Annotated in this window: 18 protein-coding genes; 14 read left to right on the top strand and 4 right to left on the bottom strand. The window is 65.5% G+C overall.

Features of this window, described 5'->3' with window-relative positions; all coding sequences use genetic code 11:
* The 12 genes from rplF to ACXJKH_RS04535 all read left to right on the top strand — a co-directional run.
* Window positions 1–434 (top strand): 50S ribosomal protein L6 (gene rplF / locus ACXJKH_RS04590; RefSeq protein WP_457318464.1); only part of this gene is annotated, 434 nt, incomplete at its 5' end.
* Between the two features lie 95 nt (window positions 435–529).
* The gene (gene rplR, locus ACXJKH_RS04585; protein ID WP_256776223.1) at window positions 530–889 is read left to right on the top strand and encodes a 50S ribosomal protein L18; all 360 of its coding nucleotides are present in this window, start codon (window positions 530–532) and stop codon (window positions 887–889) included.
* Between the two features lie 158 nt (window positions 890–1,047).
* Complete coding sequence (rpsE, locus tag ACXJKH_RS04580) at window positions 1,048–1,590, top strand: 30S ribosomal protein S5 (protein WP_448135327.1); 543 nt, start codon at window positions 1,048–1,050, stop codon at window positions 1,588–1,590.
* Window positions 1,583–1,774 carry a 50S ribosomal protein L30 gene (rpmD, locus tag ACXJKH_RS04575; protein ID WP_256776224.1) on the top strand — a complete coding sequence of 64 codons (192 nt, stop codon included), beginning with the start codon at window positions 1,583–1,585 and terminating at the stop codon, window positions 1,772–1,774. Before rpsE ends, rpmD begins: the two co-directional genes overlap by 8 nt.
* 4 nt (window positions 1,775–1,778) lie before the next feature.
* Window positions 1,779–2,222 carry a 50S ribosomal protein L15 gene (gene rplO / locus ACXJKH_RS04570; protein ID WP_019186161.1) on the top strand — a complete coding sequence of 148 codons (444 nt, stop codon included), beginning with the start codon at window positions 1,779–1,781 and terminating at the stop codon, window positions 2,220–2,222.
* A gap of 3 nt (window positions 2,223–2,225) precedes the next feature.
* Window positions 2,226–3,581 carry a preprotein translocase subunit SecY gene (gene secY, locus ACXJKH_RS04565; RefSeq protein WP_256776226.1) on the top strand — a complete coding sequence of 452 codons (1,356 nt, stop codon included), beginning with the start codon at window positions 2,226–2,228 and terminating at the stop codon, window positions 3,579–3,581.
* 348 nt (window positions 3,582–3,929) lie between these two features.
* Window positions 3,930–4,286, top strand: a complete 357-nt coding sequence (rpsM, locus tag ACXJKH_RS04560) for a 30S ribosomal protein S13 (protein ID WP_457318463.1) — start codon at window positions 3,930–3,932, stop codon at window positions 4,284–4,286.
* A gap of 12 nt (window positions 4,287–4,298) precedes the next feature.
* The gene (gene rpsK / locus ACXJKH_RS04555) at window positions 4,299–4,688 is read left to right on the top strand and encodes a 30S ribosomal protein S11 (RefSeq protein ID WP_017355427.1); all 390 of its coding nucleotides are present in this window, start codon (window positions 4,299–4,301) and stop codon (window positions 4,686–4,688) included.
* Window positions 4,689–4,702: 14 nt separating this feature from the next.
* Window positions 4,703–5,332 carry a 30S ribosomal protein S4 gene (gene rpsD, locus ACXJKH_RS04550; RefSeq protein WP_038690262.1) on the top strand — a complete coding sequence of 210 codons (630 nt, stop codon included), beginning with the start codon at window positions 4,703–4,705 and terminating at the stop codon, window positions 5,330–5,332.
* Window positions 5,333–5,387: 55 nt separating this feature from the next.
* Window positions 5,388–6,386 carry a DNA-directed RNA polymerase subunit alpha gene (locus ACXJKH_RS04545; protein WP_256776227.1) on the top strand — a complete coding sequence of 333 codons (999 nt, stop codon included), beginning with the start codon at window positions 5,388–5,390 and terminating at the stop codon, window positions 6,384–6,386.
* A gap of 200 nt (window positions 6,387–6,586) precedes the next feature.
* Entirely contained in the window at window positions 6,587–6,973 is a 387-nt protein-coding gene (rplQ, locus tag ACXJKH_RS04540; protein ID WP_256776228.1) for a 50S ribosomal protein L17, read from the top strand.
* Window positions 6,974–7,338: 365 nt separating this feature from the next.
* Window positions 7,339–7,845 (top strand): disulfide bond formation protein B, encoded by a 507-nt coding sequence (locus ACXJKH_RS04535; RefSeq protein ID WP_457318462.1) that lies wholly within the window; start codon window positions 7,339–7,341, stop codon window positions 7,843–7,845.
* A gap of 65 nt (window positions 7,846–7,910) precedes the next feature.
* Here ACXJKH_RS04535 and ACXJKH_RS04530 read toward each other — a convergent pair whose 3' ends face one another.
* On the bottom strand, window positions 7,911–10,037 hold the full coding sequence (locus tag ACXJKH_RS04530) for a TonB-dependent receptor plug domain-containing protein (RefSeq protein ID WP_457318461.1): 2,127 nt from the start codon (window positions 10,035–10,037) through the stop codon (window positions 7,911–7,913).
* Window positions 10,038–10,259: 222 nt separating this feature from the next.
* Here ACXJKH_RS04530 and ACXJKH_RS04525 point away from each other — a divergent pair, with 222 nt between their 5' ends.
* Window positions 10,260–11,657, top strand: coding sequence for a class II 3-deoxy-7-phosphoheptulonate synthase (locus ACXJKH_RS04525; RefSeq protein WP_457318460.1), 1,398 nt, complete (start codon window positions 10,260–10,262; stop codon window positions 11,655–11,657).
* A gap of 135 nt (window positions 11,658–11,792) precedes the next feature.
* Window positions 11,793–12,932 carry a mechanosensitive ion channel family protein gene (locus ACXJKH_RS04520; RefSeq protein WP_457318459.1) on the top strand — a complete coding sequence of 380 codons (1,140 nt, stop codon included), beginning with the start codon at window positions 11,793–11,795 and terminating at the stop codon, window positions 12,930–12,932.
* Between the two features lie 121 nt (window positions 12,933–13,053).
* On the opposite strand, the gene ACXJKH_RS04515 is transcribed toward ACXJKH_RS04520, so the two are convergent.
* The 3 genes from ACXJKH_RS04515 to ACXJKH_RS04505 all read right to left on the bottom strand — a co-directional run.
* Window positions 13,054–14,679, bottom strand: a complete 1,626-nt coding sequence (locus ACXJKH_RS04515; RefSeq protein ID WP_457318458.1) for an amidase — start codon at window positions 14,677–14,679, stop codon at window positions 13,054–13,056.
* A gap of 56 nt (window positions 14,680–14,735) precedes the next feature.
* The gene (locus tag ACXJKH_RS04510) at window positions 14,736–15,221 is read right to left on the bottom strand and encodes a DUF2127 domain-containing protein (RefSeq protein ID WP_256776233.1); all 486 of its coding nucleotides are present in this window, start codon (window positions 15,219–15,221) and stop codon (window positions 14,736–14,738) included.
* 12 nt (window positions 15,222–15,233) lie between these two features.
* A partial coding sequence (locus tag ACXJKH_RS04505) for an EF-Tu/IF-2/RF-3 family GTPase (RefSeq protein WP_457318457.1) occupies window positions 15,234–16,643 on the bottom strand: 1,410 nt, incomplete at its 5' end.

Raw genomic sequence — 16,643 nt, 5'->3', positions numbered from 1 at the left:
CCCTGTCGCTGCCCAAGGTTGCTGGCGTTGAAATCACCATCGAAAACGGCGTTGCCAACCTGGCCGCCAACGATCCGAGCCTGCTTGCCCTCACCGGCACCGTGCGCGCGATCCTGGCCAACATGGTCCACGGCGTCACCGAAGGCTTCGAGCGCAAGCTCGAGCTGGTCGGCGTCGGTTACCGTGCCGCCATGCAGGGCAAGGATCTGAACCTGTCGCTCGGGTTCTCGCATCCGGTCCTGTTCGTGGCGCCGGAAGGCATCACCATCTCGACCCCGACCCAGACCGAAGTGCTGGTCCAGGGCACCGACAAGCAGCGCGTCGGTGAAGTGGCTGCCAAGATCCGTGGCTTCCGTCCGCCGGAGCCCTACAAGGGCAAGGGTGTGAAGTACGCCGGCGAAGTCATCATTCGTAAGGAAGCCAAGAAGGCCTAATCAGGCGCGGGAACTTCCACGGGAGCCTGGCCGTCACCGGCCGGGTTTCTCAACGCAAAAGCCCGCTTCACTTCAGCTTTCAAGGAACTCAAATCATGAGCATCAACAAGAACATCGCCCGCCTGCGTCGCGCCAAGTCGACCCGTGCACACATCCGCGTTCTCGGCGTGCCGCGTCTGTCGGTGCTGCGCACCGGTCAGCACCTGTACGCCCAGGTCTTCACCGCCGATGGCTCCAAGGTGCTGGCTGCTGCCAACACCACCCAGGCCGACGTCAAGGAAGGCCTGAAGAACGGCAAGAACAGCGACGCCGCCACCAAGGTCGGCAAGCTGGTCGCCGAGCGCGCCAAGGCTGCGGGCATCGAGAAGGTCGCTTTCGACCGCTCGGGCTACCGCTACCACGGTCGCATCAAGGCACTGGCCGACGCAGCCCGCGAAGGCGGCCTGCAGTTCTAAGGGATTCGGGGGCAGGGGTTTCTCCTGCTCCCACCTGCCTGCCGGCGCGGGTTGCGCCGGACGACGTCCTTCTTCTGCAAGGGCGATCGGTTCACCGCACCACTTCACAGCTATAAGCGGCCCTGAGCCGTACATACCCAACCAATCAAGGAATCAACATGGCAGAAGAACGTCAGCAGCGGGGTCGCGATCGCGACCGTAACCGCGAAGAGAAAGTCGACGACGGCATGATCGAGAAGCTGGTCGCGGTCAACCGCGTCAGCAAGACCGTCAAGGGCGGTCGCCAGTTCACCTTCACCGCACTGACCGTGGTCGGTGACGGCGCAGGCAAGGTCGGTTTCGGTTACGGCAAGGCGCGTGAAGTGCCGGTCGCCATCCAGAAGTCGATGGAGCAGGCGCGCAAGAACCTGGCCGACGTCGATCTGAACAACGGCACCCTGTGGCACCCGGTGAAGTCCGGCCACGGCGCAGCCCGCGTGTTCATGATGCCGGCCTCCGAAGGTACCGGTGTCATCGCCGGTGGTGCCATGCGCGCCGTGCTGGAAGCCGTTGGCGTCAAGAACGTGCTGGCCAAGGCCGTCGGTTCGCGCAACCCGATCAACCTGGTTCGCGCCACGTTGAAGGGCCTGGGCGAAATGCAGTCGCCGGCTCGCATTGCAGCCAAGCGCGGCAAGAAGGTAGAGGATCTCAACCATGGCTAATGAAACCGTCAAGACCGTCAAGGTCCGCCTGGTGCGCGGCCTCCGTGGTGCCCAGTCGCGTCACCGCCTGTCGGTGCGTGCCCTGGGTCTGAGCAAGCTCAACGATGTCCGTGAACTGAAGGACAGCCCGCAGGTTCGCGGTCTGATCAACAAGGTCCACTACCTCGTCAAGGTTGAGGAATAATCCAATGACCATGCATCTGAATGAACTGAGCCCGGCACCGGGCGCTCGCAAAGAGCGTACCCGCGTCGGTCGTGGTATCGGCTCCGGCCTGGGCAAGACCTGCGGCCGCGGCCACAAGGGTTCGTTTGCCCGTAAGGGTGGCGGCAAGATCAAGGCAGGCTTCGAAGGCGGCCAGACCCCCATGCAGCGTCGTCTGCCGAAGGTCGGTTTCCGTTCCAAGATCGCCAAGGACACCGCTGAAGTGCTGTCCTACCAGCTGGAACGCCTGGAAGCGGGCGAGATCGACTTCGCCGCGCTGCGCGCTGCCAAGCTGGTCCCGAGCACCGCGAAGCGTGCCAAGATCGTCATGAAGGGCGACCTGACCAAGGCGTTCACCCTGAAGGGCGTCGCTGCAACGGCCAGTGCCAAGGCCGCGATCGAAGCTGCCGGCGGCAGCGTACAGGAGTAAGACATGGCGCAAGCTGGCATTGGTAACCTCGGCGGCGGGCTCGGCAAGTTCACGGAACTTCGTCAGCGTCTGCTGTTCGTCATCGGGGCGTTGATCGTCTATCGCATCGGCTGTTATGTGCCGGTGCCGGGCGTGAATCCCGATGCCATGCTTGCGCTCATGCAGGCGCAGGGCGGCGGCATCGTGGACATGTTCAACATGTTCTCGGGCGGCGCCCTGCACCGTTTCAGCATTTTCGCGCTGAACGTGATGCCGTACATTTCGGCGTCCATCGTGATGCAGCTGGCGGTCCATATCTTCCCGGCATTGAAGGCAATGCAGAAGGAAGGTGAATCAGGCCGTCGCAAGATCACCCAATATTCCCGCATCGGCGCCGTGTTGCTGGCCGTGGTGCAGGGCGGCAGCATTGCGCTGGCGCTGCAGAACCAGCTGTCGCCGAGCGGCGCGCCGGTCGTGTACGCCCCGGGCATGGGCTTTGTGCTCACCGCCATCGTCGCGCTGACCGCCGGTACGATCTTCCTGATGTGGGTTGGCGAGCAGGTCACCGAGCGTGGCATCGGCAACGGCGTCTCGCTGATCATCTTCGCCGGCATCGTCGCMGGCCTGCCGGGCGCGGTCATCCACACCGTGGAAGCCTACCGCGACGGCAACATGAGCTTCATTTCGTTGCTGCTGATCGTGCTGGTGGTGCTGGCCTTCACCTACTTCGTGGTGTTCGTCGAGCGTGGCCAGCGTCGKATCACGGTGAACTACGCGCGCCGCCAGGGCGGTCGCAATGCGTACATGAACCAGACCTCGTTCCTGCCGCTGAAGCTGAACATGGCGGGCGTGATCCCGGCCATCTTCGCCTCGAGCATCCTGGCGTTCCCGACGACCCTGGCCATGTGGTCCGGCCAGGCCAGTTCGGCCACGTGGCTGCAGAAGGTTGCCAATGCGCTGGGTCCGGGCGAGCCGCTGCACATGATCGTGTTCGCTGCGCTGATCACCGGTTTCGCGTTCTTCTATACCGCGCTGGTGTTCAACTCGCAGGAAACCGCCGACAACCTGAAGAAGTCGGGCGCGCTGATTCCGGGCATTCGTCCGGGCAAGGCCACCGCCGATTACATCGACGGTGTGCTGACCCGCCTGACCGCGGCCGGCTCGCTGTACCTGGTGATCGTCTGCCTGCTGCCGGAAATCATGCGCACCCAGCTGGGCGCCTCGTTCTACTTCGGCGGCACCTCGCTGCTGATCGTGGTGGTGGTGGTGATGGACTTCATCGCGCAGATCCAGGCGCACCTGATGTCGCACCAGTACGAGAGCCTGTTGAAGAAGGCCAACCTGAAGGGCGGCAACCGCGGCGGTTTTGCTCGCGGCTGATAAGCCTGTTACACTATTCTTCTTGTTGCGAAGGCCCCTCCGGTTCCCGGACCTGGCCTTCCAAATCGAAGGGCGGCCCCCGCAGCGGTTTCGGGTGGGGGTGTGATGTGGTGGTCCCGCGCAGGAGWAGCGCGGGCGACGAAGAGGGCAACCTCCGCAGTCAACGACATCCGGCGCCGGAGCATGGGCACACTCCCCACGCCGGGTCCATGGAACCTTTGAGGTTCCACGGACTTCCAAGTACACCGAGACCTTGATAGAATCGCTAGTTCACTTTTTTGATCCATCCTGCCGGATTAGCGCGCCCAAGGTGCGCTGTCGGCCATCACTCAGCTGGAGAACCGCGTCATGGCGCGTATTGCAGGCGTCAACCTGCCAGCCCAGAAGCACGTCTGGGTCGGGTTGCAAAGCATTTACGGCATCGGCCGTACCCGTTCGAAGAAGGTCTGCGACGCCGCAGGCGTTACCTCGACCACCAAGATCCGCGACCTGTCCGAACCGGAAATCGAGCGCCTGCGTCTCGAAGTCGGCAAGTACATCGTGGAAGGCGATCTGCGCCGTGAAATCGGTATCGCGATCAAGCGCCTGATGGATCTKGGCTGCTACCGCGGYYTSCGTCACCGTCGCGGTCTGCCGCTKCGYGGCCAGCGCACCCGTACCAACGCCCGCACCCGCAAGGGCCCGCGCAAGGCGATCAGGAAGTAAGGGACCTAAGAAATGGCTAAGCCCGTCGCTAAGACCAAGAAGAAGATCAAGCGCGTCGTCACTGACGGCGTCGCCCACGTCCATGCTTCTTTCAACAACACCATCGTGACCATCACCGACCGTCAGGGCAATGCTCTGTCGTGGGCGACCTCCGGTGGCGCTGGCTTCCGCGGTTCGCGTAAGTCCACCCCGTTCGCTGCCCAGGTGGCTGCCGAGAAGGCCGGCCGTGCCGCGCTCGACTACGGCGTCAAGTCCTTGGAAGTCCGCATCAAGGGCCCGGGTCCGGGTCGTGAGTCGGCCGTGCGCTCGCTGAACAACGTGGGCTACAAGATCACCAACATCATCGACGTGACGCCTATCCCGCACAACGGGTGCCGTCCGCCGAAGAAGCGTCGCGTCTAAAGGAGCGATAAGAAATGGCTCGTTATATCGGTCCTACCTGTAAGCTCGCCCGCCGCGAAGGCGCCGACCTTTCCCTCAAGAGCCCGGCGCGCGCGCTGGACTCCAAGTGCAAGCTGGAGCAGAAGCCCGGCCAGCACGGCGCCACTGCCCGTAAGGGCAARCTGTCCGACTACGCTACCCAGCTGCGTGAAAAGCAGAAGGTCAAGCGTATCTACGGTCTGCTGGAGCGTCAGTTCCGCAACTACTACAAGAAGGCCTCGACCAAGAAGGGCAACACCGGCGAGAACCTCCTGCAGCTGCTGGAAACCCGCCTGGACAACGTTGTCTATCGCATGGGCTTCGCTGTGACCCGTCCGGCTGCCCGTCAGCTGGTCTCGCACCGCGGTGTCACCGTGAACGGCAAGTCGGTCAACCTGGCTTCGTACCAGGTCAAGGCTGGCGACGCTGTCGCGCTGTCCGAAAAGGCTGCCAAGCAGTTGCGCGTTCAGGAAGCCCTGACCGTGTCTGCCACGCACGACCTGCGTCCGTCGTGGGTTGAAGTGGATTCCGGCAAGTTCGCCGGCATCTTCAAGGCTGTTCCGGATCGTGCGGACCTGCCTGCGGATATCAACGAAGCGCTGATCGTCGAGTTGTATTCGAAGTAATTCACATTGGAGAATCCCCGGCGACGGCCGGGGATTCACTAGGAGAACCCGCAACATGACGGTTACCGCCAACCAGGTTCTGCGTCCTCGCGGTCCGCAGATCGAACGCCTTACCGACACCCGCGCCAAGGTCGTTATCGAACCCTTGGAGCGTGGTTACGGGCATACGCTGGGCAATGCCCTGCGTCGCGTGCTGCTGTCGTCCATCCCGGGCTTCGCCATCACGGAAGTGGAAATCGACGGCGTGCTGCACGAGTACACCACCCTTGAAGGCTTGCAGGAGGACGTGCTTGAAGTCCTGCTCAACCTGAAGGATGTGGCCATCCGCATGCATACCGGCGACAACGCTACGCTGTCGCTGTCCAAGCAGGGGCCGGGTGTCGTTACCGCTGCTGATATCAAGATTGACCATAACACCGAGATCCTCAATCCGGCTCATGTGATCTGCCATCTCACCAAGGATGTGGCGATCAACATGCGTCTGAAGGTCGAGCGCGGTTTCGGCTACCAGCCGGCTGCTGCCCGCCGCCGTCCGGATGAAGAAACCCGTGCCATCGGTCGTCTGGTGCTGGACGCTTCGTTCTCGCCGGTCCGTCGCGTCGCCTATTCGGTGGAAGCGGCCCGCGTCGAACAGCGTACCGATCTGGACAAGCTGGTGCTGGACATCGAAACCAACGGCACGATCGATGCCGAGGAAGCCGTGCGCACTGCCGCGGATATCCTCAGCGATCAGCTGTCGGTGTTCGGTGACTTCACCCACCGCGACCGCGGTGCAGCCAAGCCGGCCAACAACGGCGTGGATCCGGTGCTGCTGCGCCCGATCGACGACCTGGAACTGACCGTGCGTTCGGCCAACTGCCTCAAGGCTGAGAGCATTTACTACATCGGCGATCTGATCCAGAAGACCGAAGTGGAACTGCTCAAGACCCCGAACCTCGGCAAGAAGTCGCTGACCGAGATCAAGGAAGTCCTCGCACAGCGTGGTCTTTCGCTCGGCATGAAGCTGGAGAACTGGCCGCCGGCCGGTGTCGCCCAGCACGGCATGCTCGGCTGATCCAGCGCTACGCAAGATGCTTGACCCCGCACCTTCGGGTGCGGGGGCTTCACCGCAACACGACGCATCGACAGGCCCACAGCCTGCGGTGACGGTCGGCCAGGAGGGCCGGCATCGGACCATCCGCAGTCCAAGCAACAACGCCAGGAAGGCGACAGCGATACCCAACCGATCCAATATTCAATCAAGGAATCACTCCCATGCGTCATATGAAGTCCGGCCGCAAGTTCAACCGCACCAGCGCCCACCGCGAAGCGATGTTCAAGAACATGGCGTCGTCGCTGTTCAAGCACGAGCTGATCAAGACCACGCTGCCGAAGGCCAAGGAACTGCGCCGCGTCGCCGAGCCGCTGATCACCCTGGCCAAGGTCGACTCCGTCGCCAACCGCCGTCTGGCCTTCGCTCGCCTGCGCGACCAGGAAGCCGTCGGCAACCTGTTCACCATCCTGGGCCCGCGTTACGCGAACCGTCCGGGCGGCTACCTGCGTCTGCTGAAGTGCGGTTTCCGCGCTGGCGACAACGCGCCGATGGCCTACGTGGAACTGGTGGATCGTCCGGCTGCCGTGGCTGAAGCCGTCGAAGAATAATCGACGCGCAACACCCGAAATTCGGTGAAGAACCCGGCCTTGTGCCGGGTTTTTCCGTTTGTGGGGTAGGGGTTTGTTGGTGTGTTGATCTACGGCAACGGCAAGGCGCGTCGCGTACTACGGCGGGGCGCTGGCGTGGGTKGGTCTGCGGGACTCGCAGCGTGTCCCGCCAATCCACCCGTACCGACCCTTCCGGGGCAAGGAGTCAAAGGCATTCGCTCTTGCTGTCGGGTCACTGCCAAGATCTCAAACGTCAACAGAACACGCTGTCTGGTCCAGCGGGCCGATAGCCGGTAGGTCGGCAGGGGCCGGGGCCTGCGGCGCCCTGTTAATCTTGGCGCCTTGCACGTTCACGAGTGTTGGCAATGAATCCACTGCGCTGGAATTACCKCGCCCAGTTCCTGCTGGGGTTTTTGATCTGCGCCGGGCTGTTGGCGTATGCGATCTTCCTGCAGCTCAAGATCGGCCTGGAGCCGTGCCCGCTGTGCATTTTCCAGCGGATCGCGTTCGCCGCGCTTGGGCTGCTGTTCCTGATCGGCGCCCTGCATGGCCCGCGCGATCGCGCCGGTCGTGGCACCTATGGCGTGCTCGCCTTCATCGCCGCGGCCGTCGGCATGGGTATCGCCGGTCRCCACGTGTACGTGCAACTGCTGCCCAAGGACATGGGGTCCAGCTGCGGCCCGCCGCTGGCGTTCCTCAGTGAAACCATGGGGCCGTTCGAGGTGTTTCGGACCGTGCTGACCGGTACCGGCGACTGCGGCAACATCGACTGGCGCTTCCTCGGCCTGACCATGCCGATGTGGAGCCTGGTGTGGTTCGTGCTGCTGGCCGCGTGGGCGCTGTTCGTGTCCTTCCGCAAGCGCCGCGCCTGATCGACACGGCGCGCTGATCGCGTGCCTGCTGCGCCCGCCGGCAACGTGCTGGCGGGCGCAGTMGTTCAGAAGTCCTGCTGCAGGCTCAGGTAGGCGCCGCGACGCGGACCCCACTGCGGGGCGAACACGCCGATACCGCCGCCGTCGCGGAGTTGATAGCTGCGGTCCAGTGCGTTGACCAGCGCCAACTGCGCGTGCAGCGGGTGGCCGCTGTCGGCGTTGAAGTCGTGCGCCGCGCTGAGGTTGACCTGCAGGTAGGACGGCAGCGCACCGCCATTGGGCACGCCCTCGATGTCCGAACGCAGGCCGCTGCCATACACGTAGTTCGCCCCGACCCGGTTGTGGCCGGCGAAGGCGTAGCTGACGCCGCCGGACGATGTCAGTTTCTGGTCGTGGTCCAGGTGGATCCAGTTGTCCTCCACGTAGGCCAGCGCTTCCGGGTCCAGGTTGTACTGGCCGGTGATCACCTGCTTGCCCATCGCCTTGTTGTAAGCCGCATTGAAATACGCACTGAGCGGGCCATTGCTGTAGTCGGCGCTGAACTCCACGCCGTGCACGTGGCCGTAGCGGTAGTTGAAGGTGGAGTAGATGTAGGCCGCGCCGAACTGGCCTTCGTCCTGCAGGCGGTCGACCTTGCGGTCGTACGCGTCCAGGCCCAGGGTCAGGTGCTCGCCAACCTGCTGGGAGACACCCACGTCGTAATAGTCGCTGCGTTCGGACAACGGCGTGGTGCTGCCGACGGTCGGCTGCTGGTTGGTGGTGCCGTCGTAGCGCGCGATGTCACTGCTGGCGACCAGCTCGCTGGCCGGTGGGGTGAAGTAGCGCGAGTAGCCGGCATGCACGGTGGTGCTGTCGCTGGCGTTCCAGACCACGCCCAGGCGCGGGCTGAGCTGACCTTCGGTGCCGCCGAAGGCCTTGTAGCGGTCTGCGCGCAGGCCGTAGTTGACCGTCCAGTCCTGGCCGACCCGCCATTCGTCCTGCACGTACGCCGCCGCGGTACTGGCATGGAAGGCGCTGGCATCGGTGATCACGATCGGGGTGGTGCTGGCCTGGTTGCCGTCGGCGTCGACGGGGAACACCCAGGCGGTGCTGCCCGCGCGCGCGCGTTCGCTGTTGCCGTACAGGCCATAACGCAGGGTGTGGTTGTCGCCCAGCGGCGTCGAGAAATCGGCCTGCACGGTGCTGGCGCGGTTGTTGCGGTCCACCCGTGAGGCCACGCCATCGAAGATCAAGTCGCCGGCCACGTCCGGGTTGAAGGCCAGGTCGCTGTAACGCTGCCCGGCCGACACCTGGTAGGCGGTCTGGCCGAGCGTGCCCTGCAGCACGAGCATGCCGAAGCGGGTGGTCTCGCGCTGGGTTTCATCCAGCTGTGCCGAGTCGGCCTGGACGGTATCCAGATAGCCGAACTGTGGCGTCTGGCCGGGGTTGACCGGGATCTGGAAGCGGTTGTTGGCAAAGCCGGCGAACAGGCTCAGGCGGGTGGTGTCGTTGACCAGGTAGGTCAGGTCGGCGAACGCCTTGCCCTGGTGGGTGTCGTCATGATCGGGCCGGCGCGAGGCGGTGGGGTTTTCCAGGCCGACCTCGTTCTGGTTGTAGTTGCCGGTCAGGTACCAGCTCCAGCGGCCCTGGTTGCCCCACCACGAGGCGTTGGGGTTGATCGTGCCGAACGACCCGGCGGTGATGCCGGCGCTGCCACCATTGCCCAGCTCGGCGCCGCTGCGGGTGGTGATGTCGACCACGGCGGCGGTGCGTTCGCCGAACTGGGCCGGCAGTGCGCCGTCCATCAGGCGGATGCTCTTGATGGTGCGGGCGTCCAGGGTCTGGCCGAAGCCGGAGATCGATTCGGGCAGCAGCACGCCGTTGAGGCGGTACTGCAGGTTGGCGTGGTCGCCGCGCACGTGGACCCCGCCGTAGCTGTCCTGGACCACGCCAGGGGCCTGCAGCAGCACCTGGCTGAGCGGGGCCGATGCCCCCAGCGGCTGCTTCTGGATGTCCTCGGCGGTGATCTGGTACTGGCTGCTGCCGATATCGGGGGAGAGGGCGTTGCGGGCCAGGTCGAGTTGGGCGCTGACGGTGACCGCGTCCAGGTCGGTGACTGCCGGGGTGGCGGTGTCGGYCGGGGCAGCCAGGACAGGCAGGCTGGCCAACGCCAGGGCGAAGGCGATACCGCTGGCAAGAAGGGATGGCTTCATGGGGAGCACTTGATTGACTGGGCGTGGGGGGAGGGGGGCGGCCTGGCGAGTGTTACTCCGTAACAAATCATGCGCCTGTCCAGCGTCCGGCGGGAATGCCGTTCCGGGCGACGGGCGCCGTCCGTTTTCCACCGTTCAGCTGGCGCCGTTGCGCAGCAGACGCTTTGCGCCAGCGACGCGCTCTGCGACCATGGCGGGTCCCCACCCCCTCGGAAGTCTGTGATGAGCCCGTCCGCACCGCCCGTAGTCGATCCTGCCGCCACTGCCGCCGCCGACAGCGCTGCCTGGTCGCCGGAGAGCTGGCGCGGCAAGACCGCGCTGCAGATGCCGACCTATCCCGACCCGCTGGCCCTGGACGCGGCGCTGCACGAACTCAAGCGTCTGCCGCCGCTGGTGACCTCCTGGGAAATCCTGTCGCTCAAGCAGCAGCTGGCCGACGCCCAGGAAGGCAAGCGCTTCCTGCTGCAGGGCGGCGACTGCGCCGAGAACTTCAGCGACTGCGAATCCACCACCATCTCCAACCGGCTCAAGGTGCTGCTGCAGATGAGCCTGGTGCTGGTGCACGGCATGCGCAAGCCGGTGATCCGCGTCGGCCGCTTTGCCGGGCAGTACGCCAAGCCGCGCTCGGCCGATACCGAGACCCGCGACGGGGTGACCCTGCCCAGCTACCGCGGCGATGTGATCAACGCGCCGGAGTTCACCGAGGCCGCGCGCCTGCCCGACCCGCGCCGCATGCTGCAGGCCCATGCGCACTCGGCGATGACCATGAACTTCGTGCGCGCCCTGATCGACGGCGGCTTCGCCGACCTGCACCATCCCGAGTACTGGAACCTGGAGTGGGTGCGTCATTCACCGCTGGCCAGCGACTACCAGCAGATGGTGGCCTCGATCGGCGACGCGGTGCGCTTCATGGAAACCCTGTCCGGTTCGCAGGTGTACAACCTCAACCGGATCGATTTCTACACGTCACACGAAGCGCTGCTGTTGCCCTACGAACAGGCGCTCACCCGCCAGGTGCCGCGCCAGCACGGCTGGTTGAACCTGAGCACGCATTACCCGTGGATCGGCATGCGCACCGCTGCACTGGATGGCGCGCATGTGGAATACCTGCGCGGCGTGCGCAACCCGATCGCGATCAAGGTCGGCCCGTCCGTGCAGCCGGACCAGCTGCTGCGCCTGATCGACGTGCTCAACCCCGATGACGAACCGGGTCGCCTGAGCTTCATCCATCGCATGGGCGCGGCGCAGATCGCCGAAAAACTGCCGCCGCTGCTGGACGCGGTCAAGCGCGATGGCCGCCGCGTGCTGTGGGTGTGTGATGCGATGCACGGCAATACCGAAAGCACCAGCAACGGCTACAAGACGCGTCGCTTCGACAACGTGCGGGGCGAGGTGGAGCTGTCTTTCGACCTGCACGCCGCGGCCGGCACCCGCCTGGGGGGCGTGCACCTGGAGTTGACCGGTGAGGATGTGACCGAATGCACCGGCGGCGCACGCGAGCTGACCGAGCGCGATCTTGAACGTGCGTACCGCTCGTCGGTGGACCCGCGCTTGAACTACGACCAGTCGCTGGAGATCGCCATGGCGATCGTGCGCAAGCAGCAGCTTTACGCGGCCTGACGCTACGCTGCCCAGCCGCGCGTGGTGGCTGCGCCAACAGGGCGTTGTCCACGCGCGGCTTACATTCGCCTGACATGCGGGTAATGGCCGTGCAGGCACGCTGTCGACTTCCTTGGAAGATCGCTGGAGCGTGCAGTGAGGGTGGACTGGCAGCAAGCGGCGTTGTATCTGTGGCCGATCGGCATCGCGCTGGCGGTGGGACTCACCGGGTGGTGGTTGTTGATGGCACTGACCCGCAGGCTCAAGGGGCGTGACTACCGGCGCGCGCGCATCGGTCGGGTGATCAGTCGCCCGATGGCGTTCGCGTTGCCGCTGCTGGTGTTGATTCCTGCATTGGAGGCGACGCCGTTGCAGGGCCATTGGCTGGACCAGTCGCTGCGCCTGCTGCACATCGGCCTGACCGCCTGCGTGATCTGGCTGCTGGTGCGTGCCGTCGCCGCCGGCGAGGACGCCATCCTTCGCGACAATCCGATGGAAGTGGCCGACAACCTGGAAGCACGGCGCATCCAGACCCAGACCCGCGTGCTCAGCCGGGTGTTGATGGGCGTGATCATCCTGGTCGGCGTCTCGCTGATCCTGCTGACCTTCCCGATGGTGCGCCAGATCGGCACGGCGCTGCTGGCCTCGGCCGGCATCATCGGCCTGGTGGCGGGCATCGCGGCCAAGCCGGTATTCGGCAACCTGATCGCAGGCCTGCAGATCGCGCTGACCCAACCGATCCGGCTGGACGATGTGGTGATCGTGGAAGGCGAATGGRGCCGGGTGGAGGAGATCGGCAGCAGCTACGTGGTGGTGCGGATCTGGGATGAGCGACGCATGGTGGTGCCGCTCACCTGGTTCATCGAGCACCCGTTCCAGAACTGGACACGCCGCAGCGCCGATCTGCTCGGCACCGCGTTCCTGTGGCTGGACTATCGGGCCCCGATCCCGGCGATACGCGCCGAGCTCGAACGCATCTGCAAGGGCGAATCACTTTGGGATGGACGGGTCTGCGTGACCCAGGTGACCGAGACCACCGAGCACACGTTGCAGGTGCGCCTGCTGGTGAGTGCGCGCAGTTCCGGTGATGCCTTCGACCTGCGCTGCATCGTGCGCGAACGCATGCTCGACTTCCTGGCGCGCGAGCACCCACAGGCACTGCCGCGCACCCGCGCCGAGCTGTTGCAGCAACCCGACCCGGTGCAGCGGCCGCGCTCGACGCCGGCCGAGGACGTCCGTTCGCCGGGCGCCGAAGACGGCGCGCCGGCCATCCTTCCAGAGCCCACCAACGGATAATGCCGTCCCCGCGTCCCCGCGTCCCCGCGTCCCCGCGTCCCGGTAGTGCCGGCCGTTGGCCGGCTCCTCGCAGCGTCGGGTGTCACGCAGAGCCGGCCAGCGGCCGGCACTACCGAACCGCTCAGGGTGGGCCGGGGTTGGCCAGCAGGCTGTCGGTCTTGAAGCGCGGCGGACGCCGGGCGCGCGTGCGCTGTTCGTAGGCGTACGCAAGCTCGATCAGGCGCGGCTCGCTCCAGGCGGTGCCCATGAACAGCAGGCCTAGCGGCAGGCCGTTCACGTGGGCCATCGGCACGCTCAAGCTCGGGTAACCGGCCACGGCAGCAGCGCTGTAGCTCTCGCCGGGGAAGTCGTCGCCGGCGCCAGCGCGGATCGGCCAGGCGGTGCCGGTGGTCGGTGCGATCAGGGCATCCAACTGTTGCGCGCGCAGCGCTGCATCGATACCCTCCGGACCGGCCAGGCGGCGCGCCTCGGTGCGGGCGGCGATGTACTCTGGGCTGCCCAGCCCGCCGACCGCCGCCGCCGCTTCTATCAGGTCCTGGCCGAATGGCAGCAGCTCCTTGTCGGCGTGGCTACGGTTCCACGCGATGACCTGGTCCAGGTCGCGCACCGGGGCCTTGTAGGTGGTCAGATAGCGCTGCAGGCCGGCCTTGAACTCATGCAGCAGCACGAGGCGTTCGGCGTCCTGCCATTGGCCCTGGGTCGGCAGCTGCACCGGTACCACCACCGCGCCGGCCTCGCGCAGCACGGCGATGGCGTGCTGCAGCGCCGGGCCGATGCCCGGCAGCTGGTCGAGCGGGCCATACAGCACGCCGATACGGGCGCCGCGCAGGCTGTCCGGATTCAACCGTGAGGTGTAGTCGTACACCGCGCGCCCGGGCATGGTCGCGGTGGCCGGATCGGCCGCGTCGCGGCCGGCCATCGCGGTCAGCAGCGCGGCGGCATCGGCGACGCTGCGCGCCATCGGGCCGGCGGTGTCCTGGCTGAAGGAAATCGGGATGATGCCTTCGCGGCTCACCAGTCCGACGGTCGGCTTGAGTCCGACCACGCCGTTGATCGCCGCCGGGCAGACGATGCTGCCGTCGGTCTCGGTACCGACCGCCGCAGCGGCCAGGTTGGCCGACACGGCCACCGCGCTGCCGCTGCTGGAGCCGCAGGGGTTGTGGCTGAGGCGATAGGGGTTGCGGGTCTGCCCGCCGCGCGCACTCCAGCCGGAAATCGACTGGCTGGAGCGGAAATTGGCCCACTCGCTGAGGTTGGTCTTGCCCAGGATCACCGCGCCGGCCGCGCGCAGGCGGGTGACCAGGAAGGCATCGTCGGGGCGGAACGTGGCCAGTGCCAACGAGCCGGCGCTGTTGCTCATCGGGCGTGCGCCGATGTTGTCCTTGAGCAGCAGCGGAATGCCATGCAGGGGCCCGCGCAGTTGTCCGCGCTGGCGTTCGGCATCGCGCGCGGCCGCTTCCTTGAGGGCGTCGGGGTTGAGTTCGATCACCGCGTTCAAGCGTGGACCGGCACGATCCAGCCGTGCGATCCGTTCCAGATAGGCGCCGGTCAGATGCACGCTGTCCAGGGCACCGGCAGACATCTGCGCCTGCAGATCGGCGATGTCGGTCTCGGCATAGAGGAAGGGAGAATCGAGTGACGTCGTCGGCAGGGCGGCGCGCGCTTCGCTGGCATGCACCGGTGCCGGCGCAGGGGCGCAGCCACACAGTGACATGAGCATCAGCATCGATGTCAGCGTCAGACGCATGAGGGTGTCCCGGGAACCGGCGCTCAGGCTAACCAGCCGGTGCCACGCTTGGCAACTCAGTGCAGGGCGTTGAGCTTGCGGTGGCGTTTGCGGATATCGCGGGCGAGCACGCCGACCACGATCAGATTGATCACCAGGACCGACCATGAAGCCCAGCCAGGGTGACGGACGATGGCGTAGATATCGAACGGCAGGTAGATGCCGGCGGTGACGCAGCCCAGCCAGGAGGCCCAGGCTTTGGCACGCCAGAGGCCCCAGGCCTCGAAAAGATGCAGCACCCCGTAGGCCACCATGGCCGCGGCGGCCAGGTGCACCGCGTCGGGGCTGATCATGTTGAGCAGCGAGGGCAGGGTGCCGTGATCCGGGTCCAGGCTGAAACGCCGGATCAGGGCATTGACCGCATCCCGCAACGGCTGCGGACCGAGCATTTCCAGCCCGGTCGCCGCCAACAGCGCCAAGGCCGCCTTGCTGGCTTCCAGCAAGGCGATCAGGTGCAGACCCGGATGCTTGTGCGGATCCGGGTTGTAGGGCTTGTCGGTCACGACAGGATCCTATCAGCCGCCGCGCGACGCCTTCTTGCGGTCGCTTTCGGTCAGCCCCTTCTTGCGCAGGCGGATTTCCTTCGGGGTGATTTCGACCAGCTCGTCGTCCTCGATGAAGTCCAGGGCCTGTTCCAGCGAGTACTTGATCGCCGGGGTCAGCTGGATCGCATCGTCCTTGCCCGAGGCGCGCATGTTGGTCAGCGGCTTGGTCTTGATCGCGTTGACGGTCAGGTCGTTGTCCTTGGAGTGGATGCCGACCAGCTGGCCTTCATACACATTGTCGCCTTCCGCAGCGAACAGCTTGCCGCGTTCCTGCAGCGGCCCCAGGGAGTACGCCGGGGTAGCACCCGGAGCATTGGCGATCATCACGCCGTTCTGGCGCTTGGCGATGGAACCCTGTTCCTTCGGGCCGTAATGGTCGAACACGTGGAACAGCAGGCCAGAACCCTGGGTCAGGGTCTTGAACTCGTTCTGGAAGCCGATCAGGCCACGGGCCGGGATCTGGTATTCCAGGCGCACACGGCCCTTGCCGTCCGGCTCCATGTTCTTCAGCTGGCCCTTGCGGGTGCCCAGCTTTTCCATGACGCCGCCCTGGTGCTGCTCTTCGATGTCCACCACCAGCTGTTCGATCGGCTCCATGGCCTGGCCGTCGATCTGCTTGATGATCACTTCCGGACGCGACACGGCCAGCTCGTAGCCTTCGCGACGCATGTTCTCGATCAGCACCGACAGGTGCAGTTCGCCACGGCCGGAGACCAGGAACTTGTCGGCGTCTTCCAGCTGTTCGACCTTCAGGGCCACGTTGTGGACCTGCTCGCGGTCCAGGCGATCCTTGATCTGGCGGCTGGTCAGGAACTTGCCACCGGACAGGTCCTTGTTGCCCGCGAACGGCGAGTTGTTGACCTGGAAGGTCATCGAGATCGTCGGTTCATCGACGGTCAGCGCCGGCAGGGCTTCCGGGGTATCCGGGTGGCACAGGGTGTCGGAGATGGTCAGTTCCGGAATACCGGAGATGGCGACGATGTCGCCGGCTTCGGCGGTGTCCTGCTCGATGCGCTCCAGGCCCAGGAAGCCCAGCACCTGGGCGACCTTGCCGTTGCGCTTCTTGCCTTCACGATCGATGACCGCGACCTGCATGTTCTTCTTCAGGGTGCCGCGCTGCACGCGGCCGATGCCGATCACGCCCACGAAGTTGTTGTAGTCCAGCTGGCTGATGCGCATCTGGAACGGACCTTCCGGATCCACTTCCGGCATCGGCGCGTGCTGCATGATCGCTTCGTACAGCGGGGTCATGTCGCCGTCGCGCACGGTGTCTTCCAGGCCGGCATAGCCGTTCAGGGCCGAGGCGTAGACGATCGGGAAGTCGAGCTGCTCATTGGTGGCGCCGAGCTTGTCGAACAGGTCGAACACCTGGTCGATCAC

The sequence above is a fragment of the Stenotrophomonas sp. P5_B8 genome, from assembly GCF_054049855.1.
Note: the sequence above shows the minus strand (reverse complement) of the source record. Positions and strands in the feature narration are given on the sequence as shown.